17 protein-coding genes are annotated in these 18,334 nt (G+C 71.3%); 12 read left to right on the top strand and 5 right to left on the bottom strand.

The genetic code is table 11. The features are described from left to right. Window positions 1-13: 13 nt before the first annotated feature. The 8 genes from VYL96_RS09910 to VYL96_RS09875 all read left to right on the top strand — a co-directional run bounded on the left by VYL96_RS09910 (window position 14) and on the right by VYL96_RS09875 (window position 8,051). On the top strand, window positions 14-1,036 hold the full coding sequence (locus VYL96_RS09910; RefSeq protein ID WP_007632521.1) for an ABC transporter permease: 1,023 nt from the start codon (window positions 14-16) through the stop codon (window positions 1,034-1,036). Next, window positions 1,029-2,078 (top strand): iron chelate uptake ABC transporter family permease subunit, encoded by a 1,050-nt coding sequence (locus VYL96_RS09905; RefSeq protein ID WP_007632522.1) that lies wholly within the window; start codon window positions 1,029-1,031, stop codon window positions 2,076-2,078. Before VYL96_RS09910 ends, VYL96_RS09905 begins: the two co-directional genes overlap by 8 nt. Window positions 2,079-2,092: 14 nt before the next feature. After that, window positions 2,093-2,962, top strand: coding sequence for an iron ABC transporter ATP-binding protein (locus VYL96_RS09900; RefSeq protein WP_007632524.1), 870 nt, complete (start codon window positions 2,093-2,095; stop codon window positions 2,960-2,962). Between the two features lie 109 nt (window positions 2,963-3,071). Continuing rightward, window positions 3,072-4,316 (top strand): glucose-1-phosphate adenylyltransferase family protein, encoded by a 1,245-nt coding sequence (locus VYL96_RS09895; protein WP_165928457.1) that lies wholly within the window; start codon window positions 3,072-3,074, stop codon window positions 4,314-4,316. An 80-nt stretch (window positions 4,317-4,396) separates the two neighbouring features. After that, window positions 4,397-5,383, top strand: coding sequence for an LLM class F420-dependent oxidoreductase (locus tag VYL96_RS09890; RefSeq protein ID WP_131885574.1), 987 nt, complete (start codon window positions 4,397-4,399; stop codon window positions 5,381-5,383). Window positions 5,384-5,446: 63 nt separating this feature from the next. Then, window positions 5,447-6,739, top strand: coding sequence for an acetyl-CoA hydrolase/transferase family protein (locus VYL96_RS09885; RefSeq protein ID WP_007632529.1), 1,293 nt, complete (start codon window positions 5,447-5,449; stop codon window positions 6,737-6,739). A 34-nt stretch (window positions 6,740-6,773) separates the two neighbouring features. Then, window positions 6,774-7,022, top strand: coding sequence for a DUF4126 family protein (locus tag VYL96_RS09880; RefSeq protein WP_007632531.1), 249 nt, complete (start codon window positions 6,774-6,776; stop codon window positions 7,020-7,022). 72 nt (window positions 7,023-7,094) lie between these two features. Then, window positions 7,095-8,051, top strand: coding sequence for a hypothetical protein (locus tag VYL96_RS09875; protein ID WP_061227629.1), 957 nt, complete (start codon window positions 7,095-7,097; stop codon window positions 8,049-8,051). Window positions 8,052-8,124: 73 nt separating this feature from the next. Here VYL96_RS09875 and aqpZ read toward each other — a convergent pair whose 3' ends face one another. The 3 genes from aqpZ to VYL96_RS09860 form a co-directional block, all read right to left on the bottom strand. Then, window positions 8,125-8,901, bottom strand: coding sequence for an aquaporin Z (gene aqpZ, locus VYL96_RS09870; protein ID WP_061227630.1), 777 nt, complete (start codon window positions 8,899-8,901; stop codon window positions 8,125-8,127). Window positions 8,902-9,020: 119 nt separating this feature from the next. After that, window positions 9,021-9,764, bottom strand: coding sequence for an SIR2 family NAD-dependent protein deacylase (locus VYL96_RS09865; RefSeq protein ID WP_007632538.1), 744 nt, complete (start codon window positions 9,762-9,764; stop codon window positions 9,021-9,023). After that, a complete protein-coding gene (locus tag VYL96_RS09860) occupies window positions 9,761-10,441 on the bottom strand; it encodes an Rv1157c family protein (protein ID WP_007632545.1) in 681 nt (226 codons plus the stop codon). Before VYL96_RS09860 ends, VYL96_RS09865 begins: the two co-directional genes overlap by 4 nt. Window positions 10,442-10,800: 359 nt before the next feature. Between VYL96_RS09860 and typA the strand changes: the two genes are divergently transcribed. Genes typA through VYL96_RS09840 form a run of 4 tightly spaced genes read left to right on the top strand, consistent with a single transcriptional unit; the run spans window position 10,801 to window position 15,980 of the window. Then, entirely contained in the window at window positions 10,801-12,723 is a 1,923-nt protein-coding gene (typA, locus tag VYL96_RS09855; RefSeq protein ID WP_061227631.1) for a translational GTPase TypA, read from the top strand. Window positions 12,724-12,736: 13 nt separating this feature from the next. Then, window positions 12,737-14,644, top strand: coding sequence for an ABC transporter substrate-binding protein (locus VYL96_RS09850; protein ID WP_232303015.1), 1,908 nt, complete (start codon window positions 12,737-12,739; stop codon window positions 14,642-14,644). Next, window positions 14,641-15,537, top strand: coding sequence for an N-acetyl-1-D-myo-inositol-2-amino-2-deoxy-alpha-D-glucopyranoside deacetylase (gene mshB / locus VYL96_RS09845; RefSeq protein ID WP_061227633.1), 897 nt, complete (start codon window positions 14,641-14,643; stop codon window positions 15,535-15,537). Before VYL96_RS09850 ends, mshB begins: the two co-directional genes overlap by 4 nt. Beyond that, a complete protein-coding gene (locus tag VYL96_RS09840; RefSeq protein ID WP_232303014.1) occupies window positions 15,534-15,980 on the top strand; it encodes a hypothetical protein in 447 nt (148 codons plus the stop codon). The genes mshB and VYL96_RS09840 overlap by 4 nt, the downstream gene beginning before the upstream one ends. Here VYL96_RS09840 and VYL96_RS09835 read toward each other — a convergent pair. Beyond that, window positions 15,951-17,630, bottom strand: a complete 1,680-nt coding sequence (locus VYL96_RS09835; protein ID WP_061914284.1) for a PH domain-containing protein — start codon at window positions 17,628-17,630, stop codon at window positions 15,951-15,953. The genes VYL96_RS09840 and VYL96_RS09835 overlap by 30 nt on opposite strands. Beyond that, window positions 17,627-18,280, bottom strand: coding sequence for a PH domain-containing protein (locus tag VYL96_RS09830; protein WP_043568524.1), 654 nt, complete (start codon window positions 18,278-18,280; stop codon window positions 17,627-17,629). The genes VYL96_RS09835 and VYL96_RS09830 overlap by 4 nt, the downstream gene beginning before the upstream one ends. Between the last annotated feature and the right edge of the window lie 54 nt (window positions 18,281-18,334).

Genomic DNA, 18,334 nt, shown 5'->3' with positions numbered 1-18,334 from the left:
GCAGCCACCGCAGATGACGACGACCCTGGCCGAGCGCCGACCGCAGCGTTACTCGCTGTGGCCGGCGCTCGGCGTCGCCGCGCTCGTGATCTCGCTCGTGGCGAGCGTGTTCGTCGGCGCAGCGGACATCACCGTGTGGGACGCCCTCACGGGTGGACTCACCGAAGCGCACCGTGTGTACCTCGTCGAGGCCCGCCTCCCGCGTACCGCTGCTGCCGCCCTCGCGGGGGCGTCGCTGGCGATCGCGGGTCTGCTCATGCAACTGCTCACCCGAAACCGGTTCGTCGAGCCGTCGACCGCCGGAACCGTCGAGTCCGCCGGGCTCGGCCTGGTGGTGGTGGCGATCATCGCGCCGGGTGCACCGATCGTTGCCAAGATGCTCGTGGCCATGGTGTTCGCCCTCGCCGGGACCGCCCTCTTCCTCGCCTGCATCCGGCGGGTACCGGTGTCGGATTCGTTCGTTGTCCCACTCATCGGCATCATGCTCGGGTCCGTGATCGGTGCCGTCGCGGCTTTCCTGGCCCTGTCCCGCGATCTGCTCCAGATGCTCAACTCGTGGATGCTCGCCGACTTCTCCGCGGTCCTGGCGGGGCGGTACGAATTGCTGTGGCTGGTGGGAGTGCTCGGCGTCCTCGCCTACGTCGCCGCGGACCGATTCACTGTCGCGGGTCTGGGCGAGGACGTTTCGACCGGCCTCGGACTCGACCACAAGACCGTGGTCGGCGCCGGGATGGCCATCGTGGCCGCGGTCGCGGCGGTCGTGGTGGTCACCGTCGGCGCACTTCCGCTGCTCGGGCTCGTCGTGCCCAACGTGGTCTCCCGCCTGGTGGGCGACGACGCCCGCCGTGGCCTGCCGCTCGTCGCGCTTCTCGGTGCGGTCACGGTCCTGGTCTGCGACATGGTGGGTAGGTCGCTCCCCGGGTTGTTCGCCGGTGGTGCCCCCGGCGCCGGCGAGGTACCCGTGGGCACGATAGTCGGGATCCTCGGCGGCGCCGTGTTCCTCGCCATGATGCTGCGGGGGGTGCGCAATGCCTGAGAACGCCATCCTCGTCGCGCCGCCGAACAGTCTGTCCCGGGGACGGACCCGGGCCGAGGCCGACCACCGGCGACGGTGGATCGTGACGCTCGTGTGCGCCGCACTGGCCGTCGTGGCCCTCGTGGCCCTCGTGCTCTCCGGCCTACCGGGCACCGTCGGCTCCAAGGCGTGGACCTACTCTCTCGACCGCCTATCGCGTCACGCCGTGGCGATCGTCCTGGTCTCGGTCGCGGTCGGGGTCTCGACGGTGCTCTTCCAGACCGTCACCGGCAACCGGATCCTCACGCCGGCACTGATGGGATTCGACTCGCTCTACCTGCTCATCCAGACGATGCTTGTGTTCTTCATGATCCCGCGCGACGCGGCGGTGATCGGGGGACTGACGAGCGGTGGTCTGGCGGGGTTCCTCGGCCAGACCGCGATCATGGTGGTCGCGTCGACGTCGTTGTACCTGTGGCTTCTCGGGGGCCGCAAGACCGACATCCACCTCCTGCTTCTGGTGGGCGTGGTGTTCGGGGTCTTCTTCCGCTCGGCGTCCACGTTCTTCCAGCGTCTGCTGGACCCGGCGGCCTACCTTCAGGTCCAGGACGCGATGTTCGCGAGCTTCCGCGGGGTTCAACTCGACGTGCTCGCGGCCTGCGGGGCCATCGTGGTGGCGGGCGTCATCGTCGTGGCGGTCCTCGGTCGCCGGCTCGACGTGATGCTTCTGGGGCGCGACCCCGCCGTCGCGCTCGGCGTGAACCACCGACGGGTCACGATCGTGGTCCTCGTGGTGGTCTCCTTCCTCGTCTCGGCGTCCACCGCCCTGATCGGTCCCGTGATGTTCTTCGGGCTCATCGTCGCCAACGCGGCGTACGCGCTACTCGGCACCACACTGCACCGGTACACCCTGCCGGTGGCCTCTCTGCTGGGTGTGATCGCCCTGGCGGGCGGCGAGATGGCCCTCGGCGCTCTCGGCGTCGAGTCCGCGCTGAGCATCGTCATCGAGTTCGCCGGTGGTCTCCTGTTCCTGTTCCTGCTCCTGACCAACCGCGCACGCTGAAAGCGAGGCACGACATGTCCCTTCTCCCGTTCCGACGCCGCGGCGACCGATCCGGTGACGCCCGGTGGGCGGCCGGGTGCGGCATCGAGGCGCGGTCGGTGTGCTCCTCCTACGGTGACACCCCGGTTCTCCACGACGTCACGGCGTGTTTCGCGCAGGGCGGCGTCACGTCGCTCATCGGTCCCAACGGTGCGGGCAAGTCGACTCTTCTCGGTGTCATGAGCCGCCTCCAGCCAGCGGATTCCGGAACAGTGCTCGTCGACGGGGTCGACGTGTCTGTCAACGGGGGACGTGAGTTGGCTCGCCGCCTCGCCGTGCTCCGTCAGGAGAACGCCGTCTCCATCCGGCTCACGGTGCGTGAACTCGTGGGGTTCGGACGATTCCCCCACAACGGCGGCCGCCCCGGTCCGGACGACGCCGAACACATCGACTACGCACTGGGGGCGATGGAACTCGAGGACCTCGCCGACAGGTATCTCGACGAACTGTCGGGCGGCCAGCGTCAGCGCGCCCACATCGCGATGGTGCTGGCGCAGGACACGGACTACGTCCTGCTGGACGAGCCGCTCAACAACCTCGATCTCCGGCACGCCACCGCGATCATGCGACTGCTGCGTCGCACCGCGGCGGAGCGGGCGAAGACCATCGTGCTCGTCATCCACGACATCAACATCGCCGCCGCGTACTCCGACCGGATCATCGCCATGAAGGACGGCCGGATCGTCTCCCACGGTACCCCGGCCGAGATCATGCGGACAGACGTCCTCAAGGCGGTCTACGACATGGAGATGCAGGTCGCCGAGGTCGCCGGACGTCATGTGGCTCTGTACTTCGACGGAGAAGAAGCCCCGGACGCGCGCGGCGTGGCGATGTCGACGGCCTGAGCCCGGCACGGGTCTCCCGGCGACCAGTAGGTGCGTCAGACCGCCCCGGCTACAGTGTCGTTCTCAGAGGTGGCGGGGATCCCGCCCCCGCCCGGAAAGGAGTCCCCGCATGGCGCCGCTGTCCGTGGTCACGATCGTCCTCGCTGGTGGCGCGGGATCCCGCCTCCGCGCTCTCACCCGGGACAGGGCCAAGCCGGCCGTGCCCTACGGGGGCGGATACCAGCTCATCGACTTCCCGTTGAGCAACGCGGCCAACTCGGGCCTGAGAGATGTCTGGGTGGTCCAACAGTTCCACCCGGTGTCACTGGGTTCTCACCTGCGCAGCGGCCGTCCGTGGGATCTCGATCGTCTGGAGGGGGGACTGCTCGTGCTGCACCCGTCGCAGGGCACCGGCCGCGACGGGTTCCACTCGGGGACGGCCGACGCTCTGTGGAAGCAGGTCGGACCGCTGCGCGAAGCGGCTCCCGAGGTGACCGTCGTGGTCAGCGCCGACGCGGTGTACCGCCTCGACTACGACCGTCTGGTCCGCGACCACCTGGAGTCCTCCGCGGAGGTCACCATGGTCACCACCCGGGTCGATCCCGGGGACGCCGGGCGCTACGGGGTGGTTCGCGTGGCCGACGACGGCACGATCACCGACTACGCGTACAAGCCCGACGACCCGGCCACCGACCTCATCTGCGCGGAGATCTTCGCCTTCGACACCGCCGCCCTGATCCGCTACCTCGAGAAGGCGCACGCGGACGCCGCCGCCGACGGCGATGACGGGGACGGCGCCGACATGGGCGACATCGGCGACAACGTCCTTCCGGCGATGGTCGGGGCCGGGCGGGCCCGGGAGTGGCGCCACGACGAGTACTGGCGCGACGTGGGCACCGTCGAGTCGTACTGGGCGGGGCACATGGATCTGCTCGGCGAGCCTCCCGCGTACGAGCTCGACGTCCCGGGCTGGACGTTGCGGACCGCCTCGACGTTCAGCGGACCGGCCAGGACGGGCCCGGACGCCCGGCTGACGACGTCGCTGGTGGGTCACGGCGCGGTCGTGTGCGGCGTCGTGGAGCATTCGGTCATCGGTTCCGGAGTCGTCGTCGAGGAGGGCGCCCGGGTCCGCGACAGTGTGATCCTGCCCGGCGCCGTGGTGCGTTCCGGGGCGCGGGTGGAGACCGCGGTCGTCGACGCCGGGGTCGAGGTGCCGGCCGACGCGCGCATCGGGGAGCCGCAGCCGGGCGCCGACGAGTCCACGGTGCGGGTGGCGCTGTTGGGCTCCGCGCCCGACGGCGCACGGCCGTCCGGCTTCACGCTGGAGGCGGGGGAGCTGGATCCGCCCGACGACGACGAGGACTCCAGCGTCTGACGTGGGCCGGACGCCGGGTGGGTCGGGACCTGCCGGCTCGATCCCGCCGGGGACGGCCGGCGCGGCGCTACGCTCGTGCCATGCGATTCGGTCTCTTCCTGCCCCAGGGCTGGCGCCTCGATCTGGTCGACGTGCCGGCCGACCGCCACTGGCCCGTGATCTCCGATCTCGCCGCCCGAGCCGACGCCGGCCCGTGGGAGTCGGTCTGGGTCTACGACCATATGCACACCTCGCCCCTGACCTCGTCCGAGGCGACCCACGAGGCGTGGAGCCTGATGTCGGCGCTCGGCGCGGTGACCTCGCGGGTGCGGCTCGGCCAGATGTGCACGTGTCTCGGGTACCGCAACCCGGCGCTGCTCGCGAAGATCGCCGCGACGGTCGACCACATCTCCGGTGGCCGGGTCGAGATGGGGATCGGCGCGGGGTGGTACGAACACGAGTGGCGCGCGTACGGATACGGCTTCCCGTCCGCCGTTGACCGTCTGGGGATGCTCGACGAGGGCGTGCGCATCATGCGTGAGGCGTGGGCGCAGGGCGTCGTCTCGCTGGAGGGCGAGCACTACCGCGTGGACGGGGCGATCGTGCAGCCGCGGCCGCTGCAGCCGGGCGGCATCCCCGTCTGGGTCGCGGGCGGGGGAGAGCGCAAGACCCTGCGGATCGCCGCCCGGTACGCCGACTACACGAACTTTGACGGCACCCCCGACGGTTTCGCCCACAAGGCGGAGGTCCTGCGAGGGCACTGCGCGGACCTGGGCCGCGACCCGTCGGCGATCACCATGACGGCCAACTACAACGTGGCCATCGGCGAGACGGAGAAGGAGGTCGCCGACCGGCTGGCGTCACTGCGCGACCGCATGGCCCGTCACGTGGGCGCGGACGAGGCGGATCGTCAGCTGGGGGCTTACCGGGGCCTGCCCGGCGTCGGGACGCCGGGGCAGATCGTCGACAAGCTCACCGCGCTGCGGGACCTGGGTATGGACTACGGCATCTTCTACTTCCCGGAGATCGCGACAGACACCTCGGGTCTCGAGCTGTTCGAGCGAGAGGTCGTCCCGGCGTTGAGCTGAGACCCGGTGGTGCCGGGGCCCCGGCGTCGCGCTGACCCCGACCACCGAGAGCAGGTGCCCGCGATGAGGACGGTCGAGTACGAGGAGCTGCCCGCGGAGGCGGTCCTCGACCACGTGACGCCGGGGATGCACGTCATCTCGCCGATACAGAACGCCGCGCCCCCGGCGCTCCTGCGGGCCCTGGACGCCGGGGCGGACGGATTGACGGACGTCACGGTGCACCACATGGACCCGTGGGAGTCGCTGCCCTTCATGGAGGGGGCGTATCCCGGTCGGCTGCGCCACGTCGACTACTTCCTGGGGCCCGGTTCGCGGAAGAACTTCCACGAGGGCCACTGCGACCTCATTCCTGTGGACTTCGCCAAGATCCCGGCCACTCTGCGCGAGTTCAGTCCCCCCGGTCTGGCGATCACCACCGTGTCGGAGATCGACGAACACGGCTTCTTCTCGATGGGCACCAACGCCGACTACGTGGCCTCGTTCATCGGGCAGGTGCCGTTTTTCGTCGAGGTCAACGCCAACATGCCGCGGACCTTCGGCCGCAACCACATCCACATCTCGCAGGTCGTGGGGGTGACCCGCAATGACGTACCGCTGATCACCACCGAGCCATCGGTGCCCGGCGAGATCGAGAACGCGATCGCCGACCGGATCGCCGAGCGCGTCCCCGACGGCGCGTGCCTGCAGCTCGGCGTGGGGAAGTTGCCCAACGCGTTCCTCTCACGGCTGACCGGTCACAAGAACCTCGGCATCCACACCGAGGCGCTCTCCGATGGCGTCATGGACCTCGTCAACGCAGGCGTGATCGACGGTTCCAGGAAGACCGGCCGCCCCTACAAGCACGTCACGACCTTCGCTGTCGGCTCCCAGAAGCTGATGGACTGGCTGCACAACAACCCATCGGTGGCGATGCTGCCGGTGGACATCGTCAACGACCCGCGGGTAATCGGGCAGGAGCACAACCTCTACTCGGTCAACGCGACGAGCGAAGTCGATCTCTACGGGCAGGCCGCCTCCGAGACGATCGCCGGCCGGTACTGGTCGGGCGCGGGCGGGCAGGCGGATTTCGCCCGGGGCTGCACCTTCTCGCCGGGAGGGCACGGCTTCATCGTCACCCCCTCCCAGACCTCCAAGGGGATCAGCCGCATCACCCTCTCCCTCACGCCGGGCAGCCCGGTCACCACCCACAAGAACATCATCGAGAACGTGGTGACCGAGTACGGGATCGCGTCGCTGCGCGGCAAGTCCGTATCCCAGCGAGCCGCCGCGCTCATCGACGTCGCGCACCCGGACCACCGCGAGCGGTTGAGCCGCGAGGCCAGGGAGGCGGGCCTGCTGCCCCGTACCGTGCATTAGTCACCGAGAAGTCGCGGCGCGGAACAATGAGCCGATGAACGTCATCCTGACCGGGATGGGGCTGTCCGCCGCCGCCCGCACCGTCGCCAACACGGGGCCCGCAGGTGCCGCCGCGCCCGTCCCGTCCTCGGTCGAGGACGTGTCGGCGCTCGGTCTGAGTCTGGTGGCGATCTCCGCGCCGATCATGGTCCTGGTGGCACTGCTCGTGATCTTCTCCGCCATCGGGTACGCATGGTGGGCGTTGGCCCGGCTCCGGCGCCGGAGCCGGGGCGGCGGCACGTGAGTGATCCGGTGGCGCCGCGTTGTGACCGGAGTTACGGTCCGGACGTCAGTGACCCCAACTACGGAGGCACCCATGGATCCCGTCATCTGGATCATCATCGCGGTCATCGCGGTGATCCTGATCGTCGTGCTCGTCGCGGTAGCAGTCAAGAGCAGGAACAAAAAGAAGCTCGCCGAGGCGGCCGAGCTCCGGCGGGACGCACGCGAGCGGGAGGCGCAGCTGGAGCAGAAGCGCTCGGTCGTCGAGGAGCACGAGCATCGCGCGGGCGCGGCCGAGCAAGAGGCCAAGGCGAAGGCCGCCGAGGCCGATCGTCTGCGTGCCGAAGCGAACGACCACCGGTCCACCCTCGACGATCAGCGACGCGATGTTCGTTCGATGGAGAACCGGGCCGACCAGCTGGACCCCAAGAACCGAGCTGACGACGTGGTCGGTGGTAGCCGCCACGACGACCGCCACCGCGATGACGGACGGGGCCTCGGCGACCGTGGCCGCGACGACCGGGCCCTGGATGATCGTGGCGTCGACGACCGCGGTCGCGGCGGTGGCGCCGGTGGCGCAGTAGTCAGTCCGGGCGCCGCCGGGGTCGCGTCCAACCGTGCCGATGATCGCCACCAGGACGCCGGGTGGACGGACCGCCAGGTCGGCGGTGACGATCTCCGCCACGGTGATACACGTCAGGACTACGCACAGCAGGGCCGGGCCCAGCACGGCCCCGAGAAATCGGGAAGCACACAGCAGGACTATGCCCGGCAGGGCATGGACCGTGACACCCAGGCCCGCGGTGGTCTGGACCACGACCGCACCGATCTCGCCGGCCACGACGCGACGGCGGGCGGCGGTGTGCGTCGGGACGCCGGGGCGACCGGCGGTGGACGACACGCGATGGCCGACGATCGTGAAGGCCCGGGCCACGACGGCCGTGGCGCCGACCGGGCGGCCCACCCCGACCGCACGGGCCATCCGGACGAGAAACCCGGCATCGTGGACAAGCTCCTCGGCCGGAGCGACCGCGACGACCCGCGTCGCTAGGCGCAGGCGACCGATAAGCGAAAAGGCCCCGTGGGATTCGATCCCACGGGGCCGACGCTTGTGTGTGTGGGGGTCAGGCGTTGCTTCGCGCGGTGACCGCGGCCCCGACCTTCTCGCCGAAGAGCGGGCCGTAGAGCGCGCCGGCGATCAGGGCGCCGATGATCGGCGCCACCCAGAACAGCCAGAGCTGGCCGGGCGCTCCGTCACCGTGGAAGAACGCGACGGCGGTGGAGCGGGCCGGGTTCACCGAGGTGTTGGTGACGGGGATCGAGATGAGGTGGATCAGCGTCAGCGTGAGGCCGATCGCGGCGGGGGCGAACCCGGCGGGGGCGCGGTGGTCGGTGGCGCCGAGGATCACCCACACGAACACCGCGGTGAGCACGATCTCGATGACAAGTGCCGAGAGGAGGCCGTAGCCGTCGGGGGAGTTCGCCCCGTAGCCGTTCGCCGCCATGTTGCCGGCCGCGGACCAGCCGTCCTTCCCGCTGGCGACGAGGAAGATCACGGCGCCGGCGACGAGGCCGCCCACGACCTGGCTCACGATGTACAGCGGCGCCTTGGCCCACGGCAGGCGTCCAGCCGTGCAGGCACCGACCGTGACGGCCGGGTTGAAGTGCCCGCCGGAGATATGGCCGAGTGCGTAGGCGCCGGTGAGGACGGTGAGGCCGAAGGCCAGGGAGACGCCGAGGTAGCCGATGCCCACCTGGAAGCTGGTGTCATCGACCGAGGCGATCTGCTTGGCGGCGAACACCGCGCTGCCGCAGCCTCCCAGGACGAGCCAGAAGGTGCCGAGGACCTCGGCGGCGACGACGGACGTCGTGGACGGCGTTCTCGTGGATGAGTCGGACACTTCAGGTGACCTCCGATCAGAGCACTCCCGGGTCGGAAGAGCGACGGCACGGGAACACGACCCCGCGTCCGGGAATGCTAGTCCGGCCGACGGGGCCTGTCCACGCCATCTCCAGCGGGTCAGGAGAGGATCTCGGGCACGGCTTCGCCGGCGGTGGCCCGGACGTGGACGGTCACCGCGGGCGCCAGGCCTGAGGGGCCGGGATTGACCTCCACGACGGGTATGCCGGCCTCGGCGGCGAGGTCGGGGAGCGAGGCCGCAGGGTGGACCAGCCCGGAGGTGCCGACGACGAGGACCGCGGCAGCCCTGTCGATCGCGGCTACCGACTCCTCCCAGGGGCCCGGGGGGAGCATCTCCCCGAACCACACGATCCCAGGTCTGGCCCGGCCGCCGCAGGCGATGCAGTGCGGGGGTGCGAGACGGCCGACGGCCGCCACGGGTGGCGGGCCCACGTCCATCGGCGTTCCGCAGGTGTCGCACCGGTGCGAGAAGAGGCTGCCGTGCACGTGGTGCACGACCGGGGAGCCTGCGCGTTCGTGCAGGTCGTCGACGTTCTGAGTGACGACGATGACGTCGCGGCGCTCCGCGGCGCGGGCCACCGCGAGATGGCCGGCGTTCGGCTGGGCGTGGGAGATCAGGTTCTCCCGCCAGCGGTACCAGGCCCACACCGTGTCGCGGTCGCGCGCCCACGCCTCCGAGGTGGCCAGCGCGGCGGGGTCGTAGCGTTCCCACAGTCCGGTCTGCGCGTCACGGAACGTGGGCACATCGCTCTCGGCGCTCATCCCGGCGCCGGAGAGGACGACGAGAGACCCGTCACCGGCGAGGGCGAATCGGGCCTCCCTGAGGTCGTGCGCAGTGATCACCTGACGTGCGCGGTCCCCACAGTGGGGAAGGCGACGCAGTTGGAGGTCCCGCCGTTCTCGAGGTTTGTGGTGACCCCGCCCTGCAGGAGCATGAGCACCTGCCCGGGGCCGGTGTCTGCGACCCCGTTGATGGTGGCCGGGCCGCCCTCGTTGAGGCCGTTGTATCCCAGGACGGTCGTGCCGCGACGGCCGTTGTTGATGTTGAACCAGTCGACGGTCATGGGCTGGGCCTGCTGGGCGGCGACCCCTTCGGTGCCCAGCGCGGTGAAGATGAAACCGAGATGACCGGGCGCTATGCCGGGCAGCGGGAGGTCGGCGGGGCCGGGCACCGCGGTCGCGGCGCCCACGGCGGTCTGCTCCCCGCCGATGCAATGCTGCATGATGGTCGGGTAGGCGAACTGCGCGAGGACCGGCCCGTTTTCCGGCAGCGGCGTGCCGGGTTCGCCGGTGCCGCGGAAGAAACCGACGAGACGGGCGATGGTGCCGCGGGTCTCCTCGGGGATCCACTGCTGCGCGGCGAGGTCCTCGATCGCCTGGAGGACGGGCTCGGTCGGGCGCCCGAGCTCGTCGAGCGACTGGGCGCCGGCGGTGGCGGGGGCGGCTAGCCCCAGCACGACGGCGGCGGCGGCTCCGAGGCCGAGGGTCTGAAGCGAGGTCCTGAGCGAGTGGCGGGTCACTGGCGAGTCCATTCTTCGGCAGGGGCGGGCGGACCGGTCGGCGGCCGACCGGGCGACCGCTCGATGTTCTCACAGTGCCCCCGTATCGGGGACACGCGGAGCCGGATTGGCGAGCTTGCTGGGTCTGATGTTACAGATGTTGTGCGTGATGTAAATAACATCGCGCGCGCACGGACGGCACCGGCGGAGGTCGGGATAGCGGCGCCGCGCCGATCAACGGGTAAAGTGGTCACGCAACGCGCGCTCGACCGGACGCGCTTGTGGATCACGCGGGAGACCCCGCCGATTCCCGCGCCACGCGCCCCGGCGGCGACCCCAGCCGCCTCGGCGCCGAAAGCCTCCGAGGGAGAACCCAGCGTATGGCCCAGACCGAGTTCCGTAACGTCGCGATCGTCGCGCACGTCGACCACGGCAAGACGACCCTCGTCGACGCGATGCTGCGCCAGTCGGGCGCATTCGACGAACGCGCCGAGCTCGTGGACCGCGTGATGGACTCGGGGGACCTGGAGCGCGAGAAGGGCATCACGATCCTCGCGAAGAACACCGCAGTCCGCCGCCCGGGCGCGGGTTCCGGCGGTGCCGATCTCGTCCTCAACATCATCGACACCCCCGGCCACGCCGACTTCGGCGGTGAGGTCGAGCGCGGCCTGTCGATGGTCGACGGCGTCGTGCTGCTCATCGACTCGTCCGAGGGTCCGCTGCCCCAGACCCGTTTCGTCCTGCGTAAGGCGCTCGCCGCGTCGCTGCCGGTGATCATCGTGGTCAACAAGACCGACCGCCCGGACGCCCGCATCGACGAGGTGGTGGAGGAGGCCCAGGACCTCCTGCTGGACCTCGCCTCGGACCTCGAGGACCCCGATGCCCAGGCCGCCGCCGAGCGCGCCCTCGAACTCCCCGTCGTGTTCGCCTCCGGTCGCGCCGGCAAGGCCTCCACGACCCAGCCGGCCAACGGCCAGGAGCCGGACGCCGAGAACCTCGACGATTTCTTCTCGCTCCTCTACGACGTCATCCCCGCCCCCCGTGGCGACGCCGACGCCCCGCTGCAGGCGCACGTGACGAACCTCGACGCGTCCAACTTCCTCGGCCGCATCGGCCTGGTCCGCATCCACAACGGCCGCCTCCGCAAAGGGCAGCAGGTCGCGTGGATCCACCATCTGCCGAACGACGAGACGGAGACCAAGTCGGTCCGGATCTCCGAGCTCCTCGCGACCGAGGGCGTCGAGCGCGTCCCCACCGAGGAAGCCGTGGCCGGCGACATCGTCGCGGTGGCCGGTATCAGCGACATCATGATCGGCGACACCCTCGCGGACCCGGAGAACCCGGTCGCGCTGCCCGCCATCACCGTGGACGAGCCCGCGATCTCCATGACCATCGGCGTCAACACGTCCCCGCTCGCCGGACGCAACGGCGGCACCAAGCTCACCGCACGGATGGTCAAGGCGCGCCTCGACCAGGAGCTCGTGGGCAACGTCTCCCTCAAGGTGCTCGACACCGAGCGTCCCGACGACTGGGAGGTGCAGGGCCGCGGTGAGATGGCGCTGTCCATCCTGGTCGAGACGATGCGCCGGGAGGGCTTCGAGCTCACCGTGGGTAAGCCCCAGGTGGTCACCAAGCGCATCGACGGCAAGGTCCACGAGCCGATGGAGCACATGACCATCGACGTGCCCGAGGAGTACCTCGGCGCGGTCACCCAGCTCATGGCCGCACGCAAGGGTCGCATGGAGCAGATGAGCAACCACGGCACCGGGTGGGTCCGGATGGAGTTCCTCGTCCCGGCCCGCGGCCTGATCGGCTTCCGCACGACCTTCATGACCGAGACGCGCGGCTCCGGCATCGCCAACTCCGTGTCCGCCGGCTACGAGCCGTGGGTCGGGGAGATCCGTTCGCGGCACACCGGCTCCCTCGTGGCCGACCGCGCGGGCAAGGCCACCGCGTTCGCGCTGCTCGGCCTGGCCGATCGCGGCGACTTCTTCATCGAGCCCGGCTCCGAGGTGTACGAGGGCGTCGTCGTGGGGGAGAACCCGCGCTCCGAGGACATGGACGTCAACATCACCAAGGAGAAGAAGCTCACCAACATGCGCTCGGCCACCTCCGACGCCACCGAGACGCTGCAGAAGCACCGCAACCTCTCGCTCGAGGAGGCCATGGAGTTCTGCGCCGGCGACGAGTGCGTCGAGGTCGGCCCCGACGCGATCCGCGTGCGCAAGGTCGCGCTCACCGCGACCGAGCGCGCCAAGGCCCGCAGCAAGGCCAAGTCCCGCGAGCAGCAGTCCGTCAGCTGACGCAGGTGAGGCCGTGAGGACGACGGGGGTGTACGCGCGCCGGCGGGCATCCGCCGTACTGGGCGCCGCGCTCGCCCTCGTCGTCGCCTCCGGCTGCGTCGCCGACCCCCCACCCCCAACGGTCGTGGGCGACGACCGCACCGACGGCACGGCCGTCAGTCTCACGGACGGCGGCATCCTCCTCGCGCTCGACCGTGTCGAGGCGGGGTTCAACCCACACCTCCTCGCCGACCAGGGTGCGGACACCGACCTCGTCGCCTCGCTGCTGCTCCCCAGCGCGTTCGTCCCCGGCGTCGACGGCGAGCCCGTCCTCAACCGCGACCTGCTGCTGTCCGCGGCACCGCTGCCGGACGCCCCAGAGACCATCCGCTACACCATCGATCAGCAGGCCCAGTGGTCCGACGGCGTCCCGGTGGCGGCCGAGGACTTCGAGTACCTGTGGCGGCAGATGACCGGTCAGCCCGGCGTAGTCGACCCCGCCGGTTACGAGCAGATCGTCGACGTGCGCTCCGGCGCCGGCGGCAAGGTCGTCGACGTCGTCTTCGAGTCCGTACCCGCGCACTGGCGGTCACTCTTCCAGCACATGCTGCCCGCGCACATCCTCAAGGGTGCCCCCGACGGTTTCCAGGGCTCGATGGAGGCGCTGCCGGTGATGAGCGCGGGGCCGTTCATGATCCGTGCGGCCGACATCGGCCGTGGCGAGATCGAGTTCGTCCGCAACGACCGCTACTGGGCCGGGGCCCCGGAGATCGAGCAGATCGTCGTCCGCCGCGCCACCGGCCCCGGCCAGCTCGGGGCGGCCCTGCGTGACGGTCCGGGGTCGATGGCCCTGGTCTCCGCGACGCCGGTGGCCAGGGACGTCTCCGAGACCGTCCCCGGGGTGACGGGCACGCCGTTGGCCGGCACCGCCCAGCTGGAGCTGGCGTTCAACACCGTCGCCCCGACCGTGTCCGAGCCCGCGGTCCGTCGCGCCGTCGCCGCCGCTCTCGACCCGCAGGTGATCGGGCGGGTCGTCACGGGGGAGGCGCGGCCCGAGGTGACATCCCATCCTTTCCCGGCCGGGTCCGCCGTGACCACGACCGCCGATCCCGCGCTGACCGAACGCGCGCTGACGGGAGCCGGTTTCGCCCTGACCGGTCCGCGCTGGCAGCGCGACGAGGTCCCGCTCTCCCTCACGCTCGGCGTCGAGGCCACCGACGACCGCGCCGTGACCGCCGCGTACTCCGTCGCCGACCAGCTGCGCGGCGCCGGGATCGGCGCCCGGGTGTGGGAACTCGGGTCGACGGCTCTGTACGCCGACGCGTTGCCGCACGGTCTGGTCGACGCCGTCGTCGGCTGGCAGAGCACCGACGGGCAGCCGGAGCTCGCCGCCGTCTCCCGCTTCGCCTGCGCCCCGGCCGCTCCCCGACCGGGATCGGGGGCGTCCGCGTCCGCGTCCACGTCCGGCTCGGCCACGTCGGAGGAGGCGACCACGACACCGGCCCGGCCCCGCACGACCGTGCCGAGCCTGTCCCCGCCCGAGCCGGACACCGGCCGGAGCCGCCAGCGCCGCACCACCGACACGACCGTGAGCGCCGGCGCGACCAGTACCGCCCCGACCTCCCCGCCCCGGACGATCGGCCGGGACGCCACCGCCCGCGCCTCCGACGTCTCCGGGATCTGCGATCCCGTGCTCGACCGCGCGTTGGGCGTGTCCGGCGGGGACGCATCGGCACCGACGGCCACACCCGATCTGGTCGCCGCGGGAGAACGCGTCGCCGACCTGGCGCTGCGTGTGCCGCTCGTGCGCCCCACCCTGCTGCTGGCCACCGACGGGGTCGACGTGAGCGGGTCAGGCACCGATCCCGACGGCGGGGCACAGGCCACGCGTCCGGTCACCGACGTCTTCGACACCGCACGCACCTGGAGGAGGACCGGATGACCCCGACGCCCGCGACCCCGGCCGCGGACGGGCTGCGCGCCCTGTTCGTGCACGCTCATCCCGACGACGAGGCGATCACCACCGGTGGCACGATCGCCGCGCTGGTCGCGGCCGGCGCCGAGGTCCGCGTGATCACCTGCACCCTCGGCGAGGAGGGGGAGGTCCTCGGAGATGCGTTGTCCGGGCTCGTCGCCGACCGCGCCGACCAGCTGGGCGGGTACCGGATCGGAGAACTCGGGATCGCGCTGCGCGCCCTCGGCGTGGACCGGACCCGATTCCTCGGCGGGGCCGGCCGTTGGCGGGACTCGGGGATGTCCGGCACGCCGTCGGCCCACCATCCGCGCGCGTTCGTCCGGTCCGGTGACGAGGCCGTCGCCGAGATGGTGGCGGTCCTCGACGACGTCCGGCCCCACCTCGTCGTGACCTACGACCCCCGTGGCGGGTACGGACACCCGGACCACATCCGCGCCCACGAGGTGGTGCACGCCGCGATCGAGGAGTCCGCCCACCGGCCCGACCGGGTGGCGTGGACCGTCACCGCGCGCTCCGAGCTCGACCGCACGCACCCCGAGCCGCCCGCCCACCTCCGTCACGCCGAACCGGAGGAACTGCCCTCCGTGCCGGACTCGCGCCTCACCCACCGCGTCCCGCTGGACGACGCGGACTACGCCGCCAAGCTGGAGGCCCTCACCGGGCACGCCACCCAGCTCGAGCTCGTGCCCGGGCCCGAGGGGGAGCCGTGGTTCCTCGCCCTGACCAACGGCGTCCTGCAGCCCGTCCCGCAGGTGGAGTGGTACATCGCCCACGACCGGTCCGGCGACGACGGGCCCTACGTCACATGCCAGCCCGGCTCGGCCCGTCTGTTCGACGGCCTCCGCGGGGACGCGTCGTGACCGCCGCGGCCGGTGCGGCCGGTGCGGCCGCCGTGCCCACGGTTACCGACCCGGTCCGCCCGGCCCGGCCCGCCTCGGCGGTCGAGTTCGGGGTCGCCCTGGTGCTGCTGGCGATCGGCGCGGCGGCCAGCTGCGTGCTGGCCTCGGCATGGCTGACGATGTACCTGGGCCCCGTGCCGATGCCCGTCAGCGTGCTGGCGGCGGGCGCCTGGTCGCTGTTCCTGGTGCGCGTCGCCTCGACGTGGTCGGACCGGAGGATCGTCGCGGCGTTCCCCGCCCTGGTGTGGATCCTCACGCTCGTCGCACTCGAACTGGGCCCGGGCGGCGACATGCCGGTGCCCGTCGGCCTGCGCGGTCTGGCGCTGCTGGTCTTCGGCGGCCTCATCCCGCTGTGGGTGGCCACCCTGCGGGTCTCACCCGCGCCGGACCCCCAACGACGGTGACACGCGGCCGCCCGGGTCGGCGTCGTGGTGCCAGACGTCGGTGATGCCCGGCGTCAGCGCCTCGGCCAGCGCCCACGCCTCGTCGGCATCGATGTCCATCACGGAGTAGACGCCGTTGCCGGCCGGGGTCGCCGCCGCCACCGTCGCCACGCCCGCCGAACGCTGGAAGACCGACTGGGTGACGGTCCATCCGATGATCCCGTCGGCCTCGAGGATTGTCCGCTTGGCGGTCCACGACCCGTGCGAGGTGACGAGCATCCCCGGCAGGAGTGCGTGCCCGAGCATGCGGATGCGGTCCGCCGCGAGCAGCAGGAAGAGCACGAGCGCGGCCGGGATTCCCCACTCCACCCAGATGTCGGCGGACGGGCCGGAGTCGATCCGCACGAGCACGATCAATCCCGCGACGATCCAGAAGGGCAGCAGGCCGCGCGTGATGCGACGCCGCGCCGCCTTCCACGGGTGACGACGCAGCGGGACGGTCACCGGCGTCGGGTCCCCGAGGATGCGGATCGCCACGCGGCGCACGTCCTTGATCGGTGCCTGCGGCAGCAGCGTGGACGCCGTGGCACCCTTCTTGGTGCCCGTCATGATCGGCTCGAGGCGGCCGCCCCCGAGCATCCGCAGGTACACCGGCAGGCGCATCTCCACGCCGCGCAGGCGGGCCTTGTCCAGCGCCTGGTGCTTACGGCGCAGGACACCGTTCTGCACGTAGAGCAGCTGGCCGTGGTCGGTGAGCGCGTACTTGCCGTAGCGGATCGCGTAGGTGATGACCGCCAGCACCCCGGCGACCGCCCAGATGGCGACGCCCTTGCCCACGAACGCCCACGGCTGCCCCAGCGAGTCCAGCCAGGCGATGGTGCCCTCGACCACCGCGAGGTCCATGATCCGGTCGTGCATGTCGCCCATCTGCCACGTGATGAGCCACAGGGAGAACAGGACGCCGAACCCGATGAAGGAGAACGGGGCGAACCGGGCCCACGTGACCTTCCACTGCGCGATGTCCTCGCCGTACTTCGACCCCCACTGGACCTCGTCCTCCTCGGAGAGGGAGGGATCCAGCGCCCGCCGGTGCTTGAGCAGCTCGTCGCGCAGCGGCTCCACGAGCGCCGTGTCGATCGCGTCGAGGCGGAACCGCTCGGCGTCCGACTTACCCGAGTCCGCGCGGCCCGTGCCCACCTCCACGATCGAGACCCTCAGGACCCGGTGGAACAGGTCGGACTCGGTGTCCACGCTGCGGATCCGCTGCCGGGCCACCGTGACGACCTGGCGGCTGAAGAAGCCCTTGCGCAGGATGATGTGCGTGCGGCCGACCTGGTAGCTGGTCGAGAGCCACCGCAGCACGCCACCGAGGATCACCATCGAGACGATGACGATCTCGAACCAGTAGTTGCTCCGGTTGGAACCCAGCCAGAGGGAGACGAGGAACAGCGGCAGGAGGCGGGTGAGCATCCCGAGCGGATAGACGAGCAGCATCCGCCACGACAGGCGCTCCCACGGCGCCTCCGGGTCGACCTTCTCCGCCGCCGCGGGTTCGTCGGCCGCCAGGACCTCCTCCGCCGGTCCCGCCTCCGGGGCGGTGGCGGTGTCGACGGGGGAGCGGCCCTCGTCGTCGTCGCCGTCAGGTCGTCCCCCCGCGCCGGGCGCGGTCACGTCCCGTCCCCCGCGTCCAGGTTGGCGATCGCGATGAGGTGCTGCGCCAACGCCTCGGCGTCCGCGAGGTTCAGGCCGCGGATCTGCACCGTCCCCTGCGCGGAGGCGGTGGTAGCGTTGACCGTCGCGAGGCCGAACCAGCGCTCGAACAGCGTCCGCGTGGTGTACACGCTCTGCAGTCGCGCCAACGGGGCGATGCGGAACTGGGTGGTCCACCACCCCTGGCGCGAGCACACCGCCGTGTCCGACACGTCCCACCGGGCGACCAGGTAGCGCCACCACGGCGCCACGACGATGCCCATGAACGCCAACGGCACCGTCACGCCCAGGGCGACCCAGTTCCAGAAGCCCATGACGTTGTCACCCCAGTAGAACCAGGCGACCTGCAGGCCCGCGAGGACGGCCCACGACCAGATCCCCTCGATCACGAACAGCAACGCGGTCCGCTTCTCGATACGGTGCCGCGGCGCGGTCACCAGCACCCGGTTGGAGGTGAGCAGGGCGTCACCGGCGTCCGGAACGACGTCGGGGGAGCCGCCGTCGTCGGCCGGACGGGGCTCGCGGAGAGCGTGGGCGCCCCCCTGGCCGGGCGCCGCGGAGGAGACCAGGGGGTCCCCGTTCGTGCGGAGGGGCACTGCGTGATCGGGCATGGCGACAACAGTAACGCCAGCCTGGCGCCGGTAAGCCCGTGACCACCGTTGGAG

The organism is Dietzia maris, assembly GCF_036287335.1.
Classification (GTDB): Bacteria; Actinomycetota; Actinomycetes; order Mycobacteriales; family Mycobacteriaceae; genus Dietzia; species Dietzia cinnamea.
This window is presented reverse-complemented; position numbering and strand designations above follow the sequence as displayed.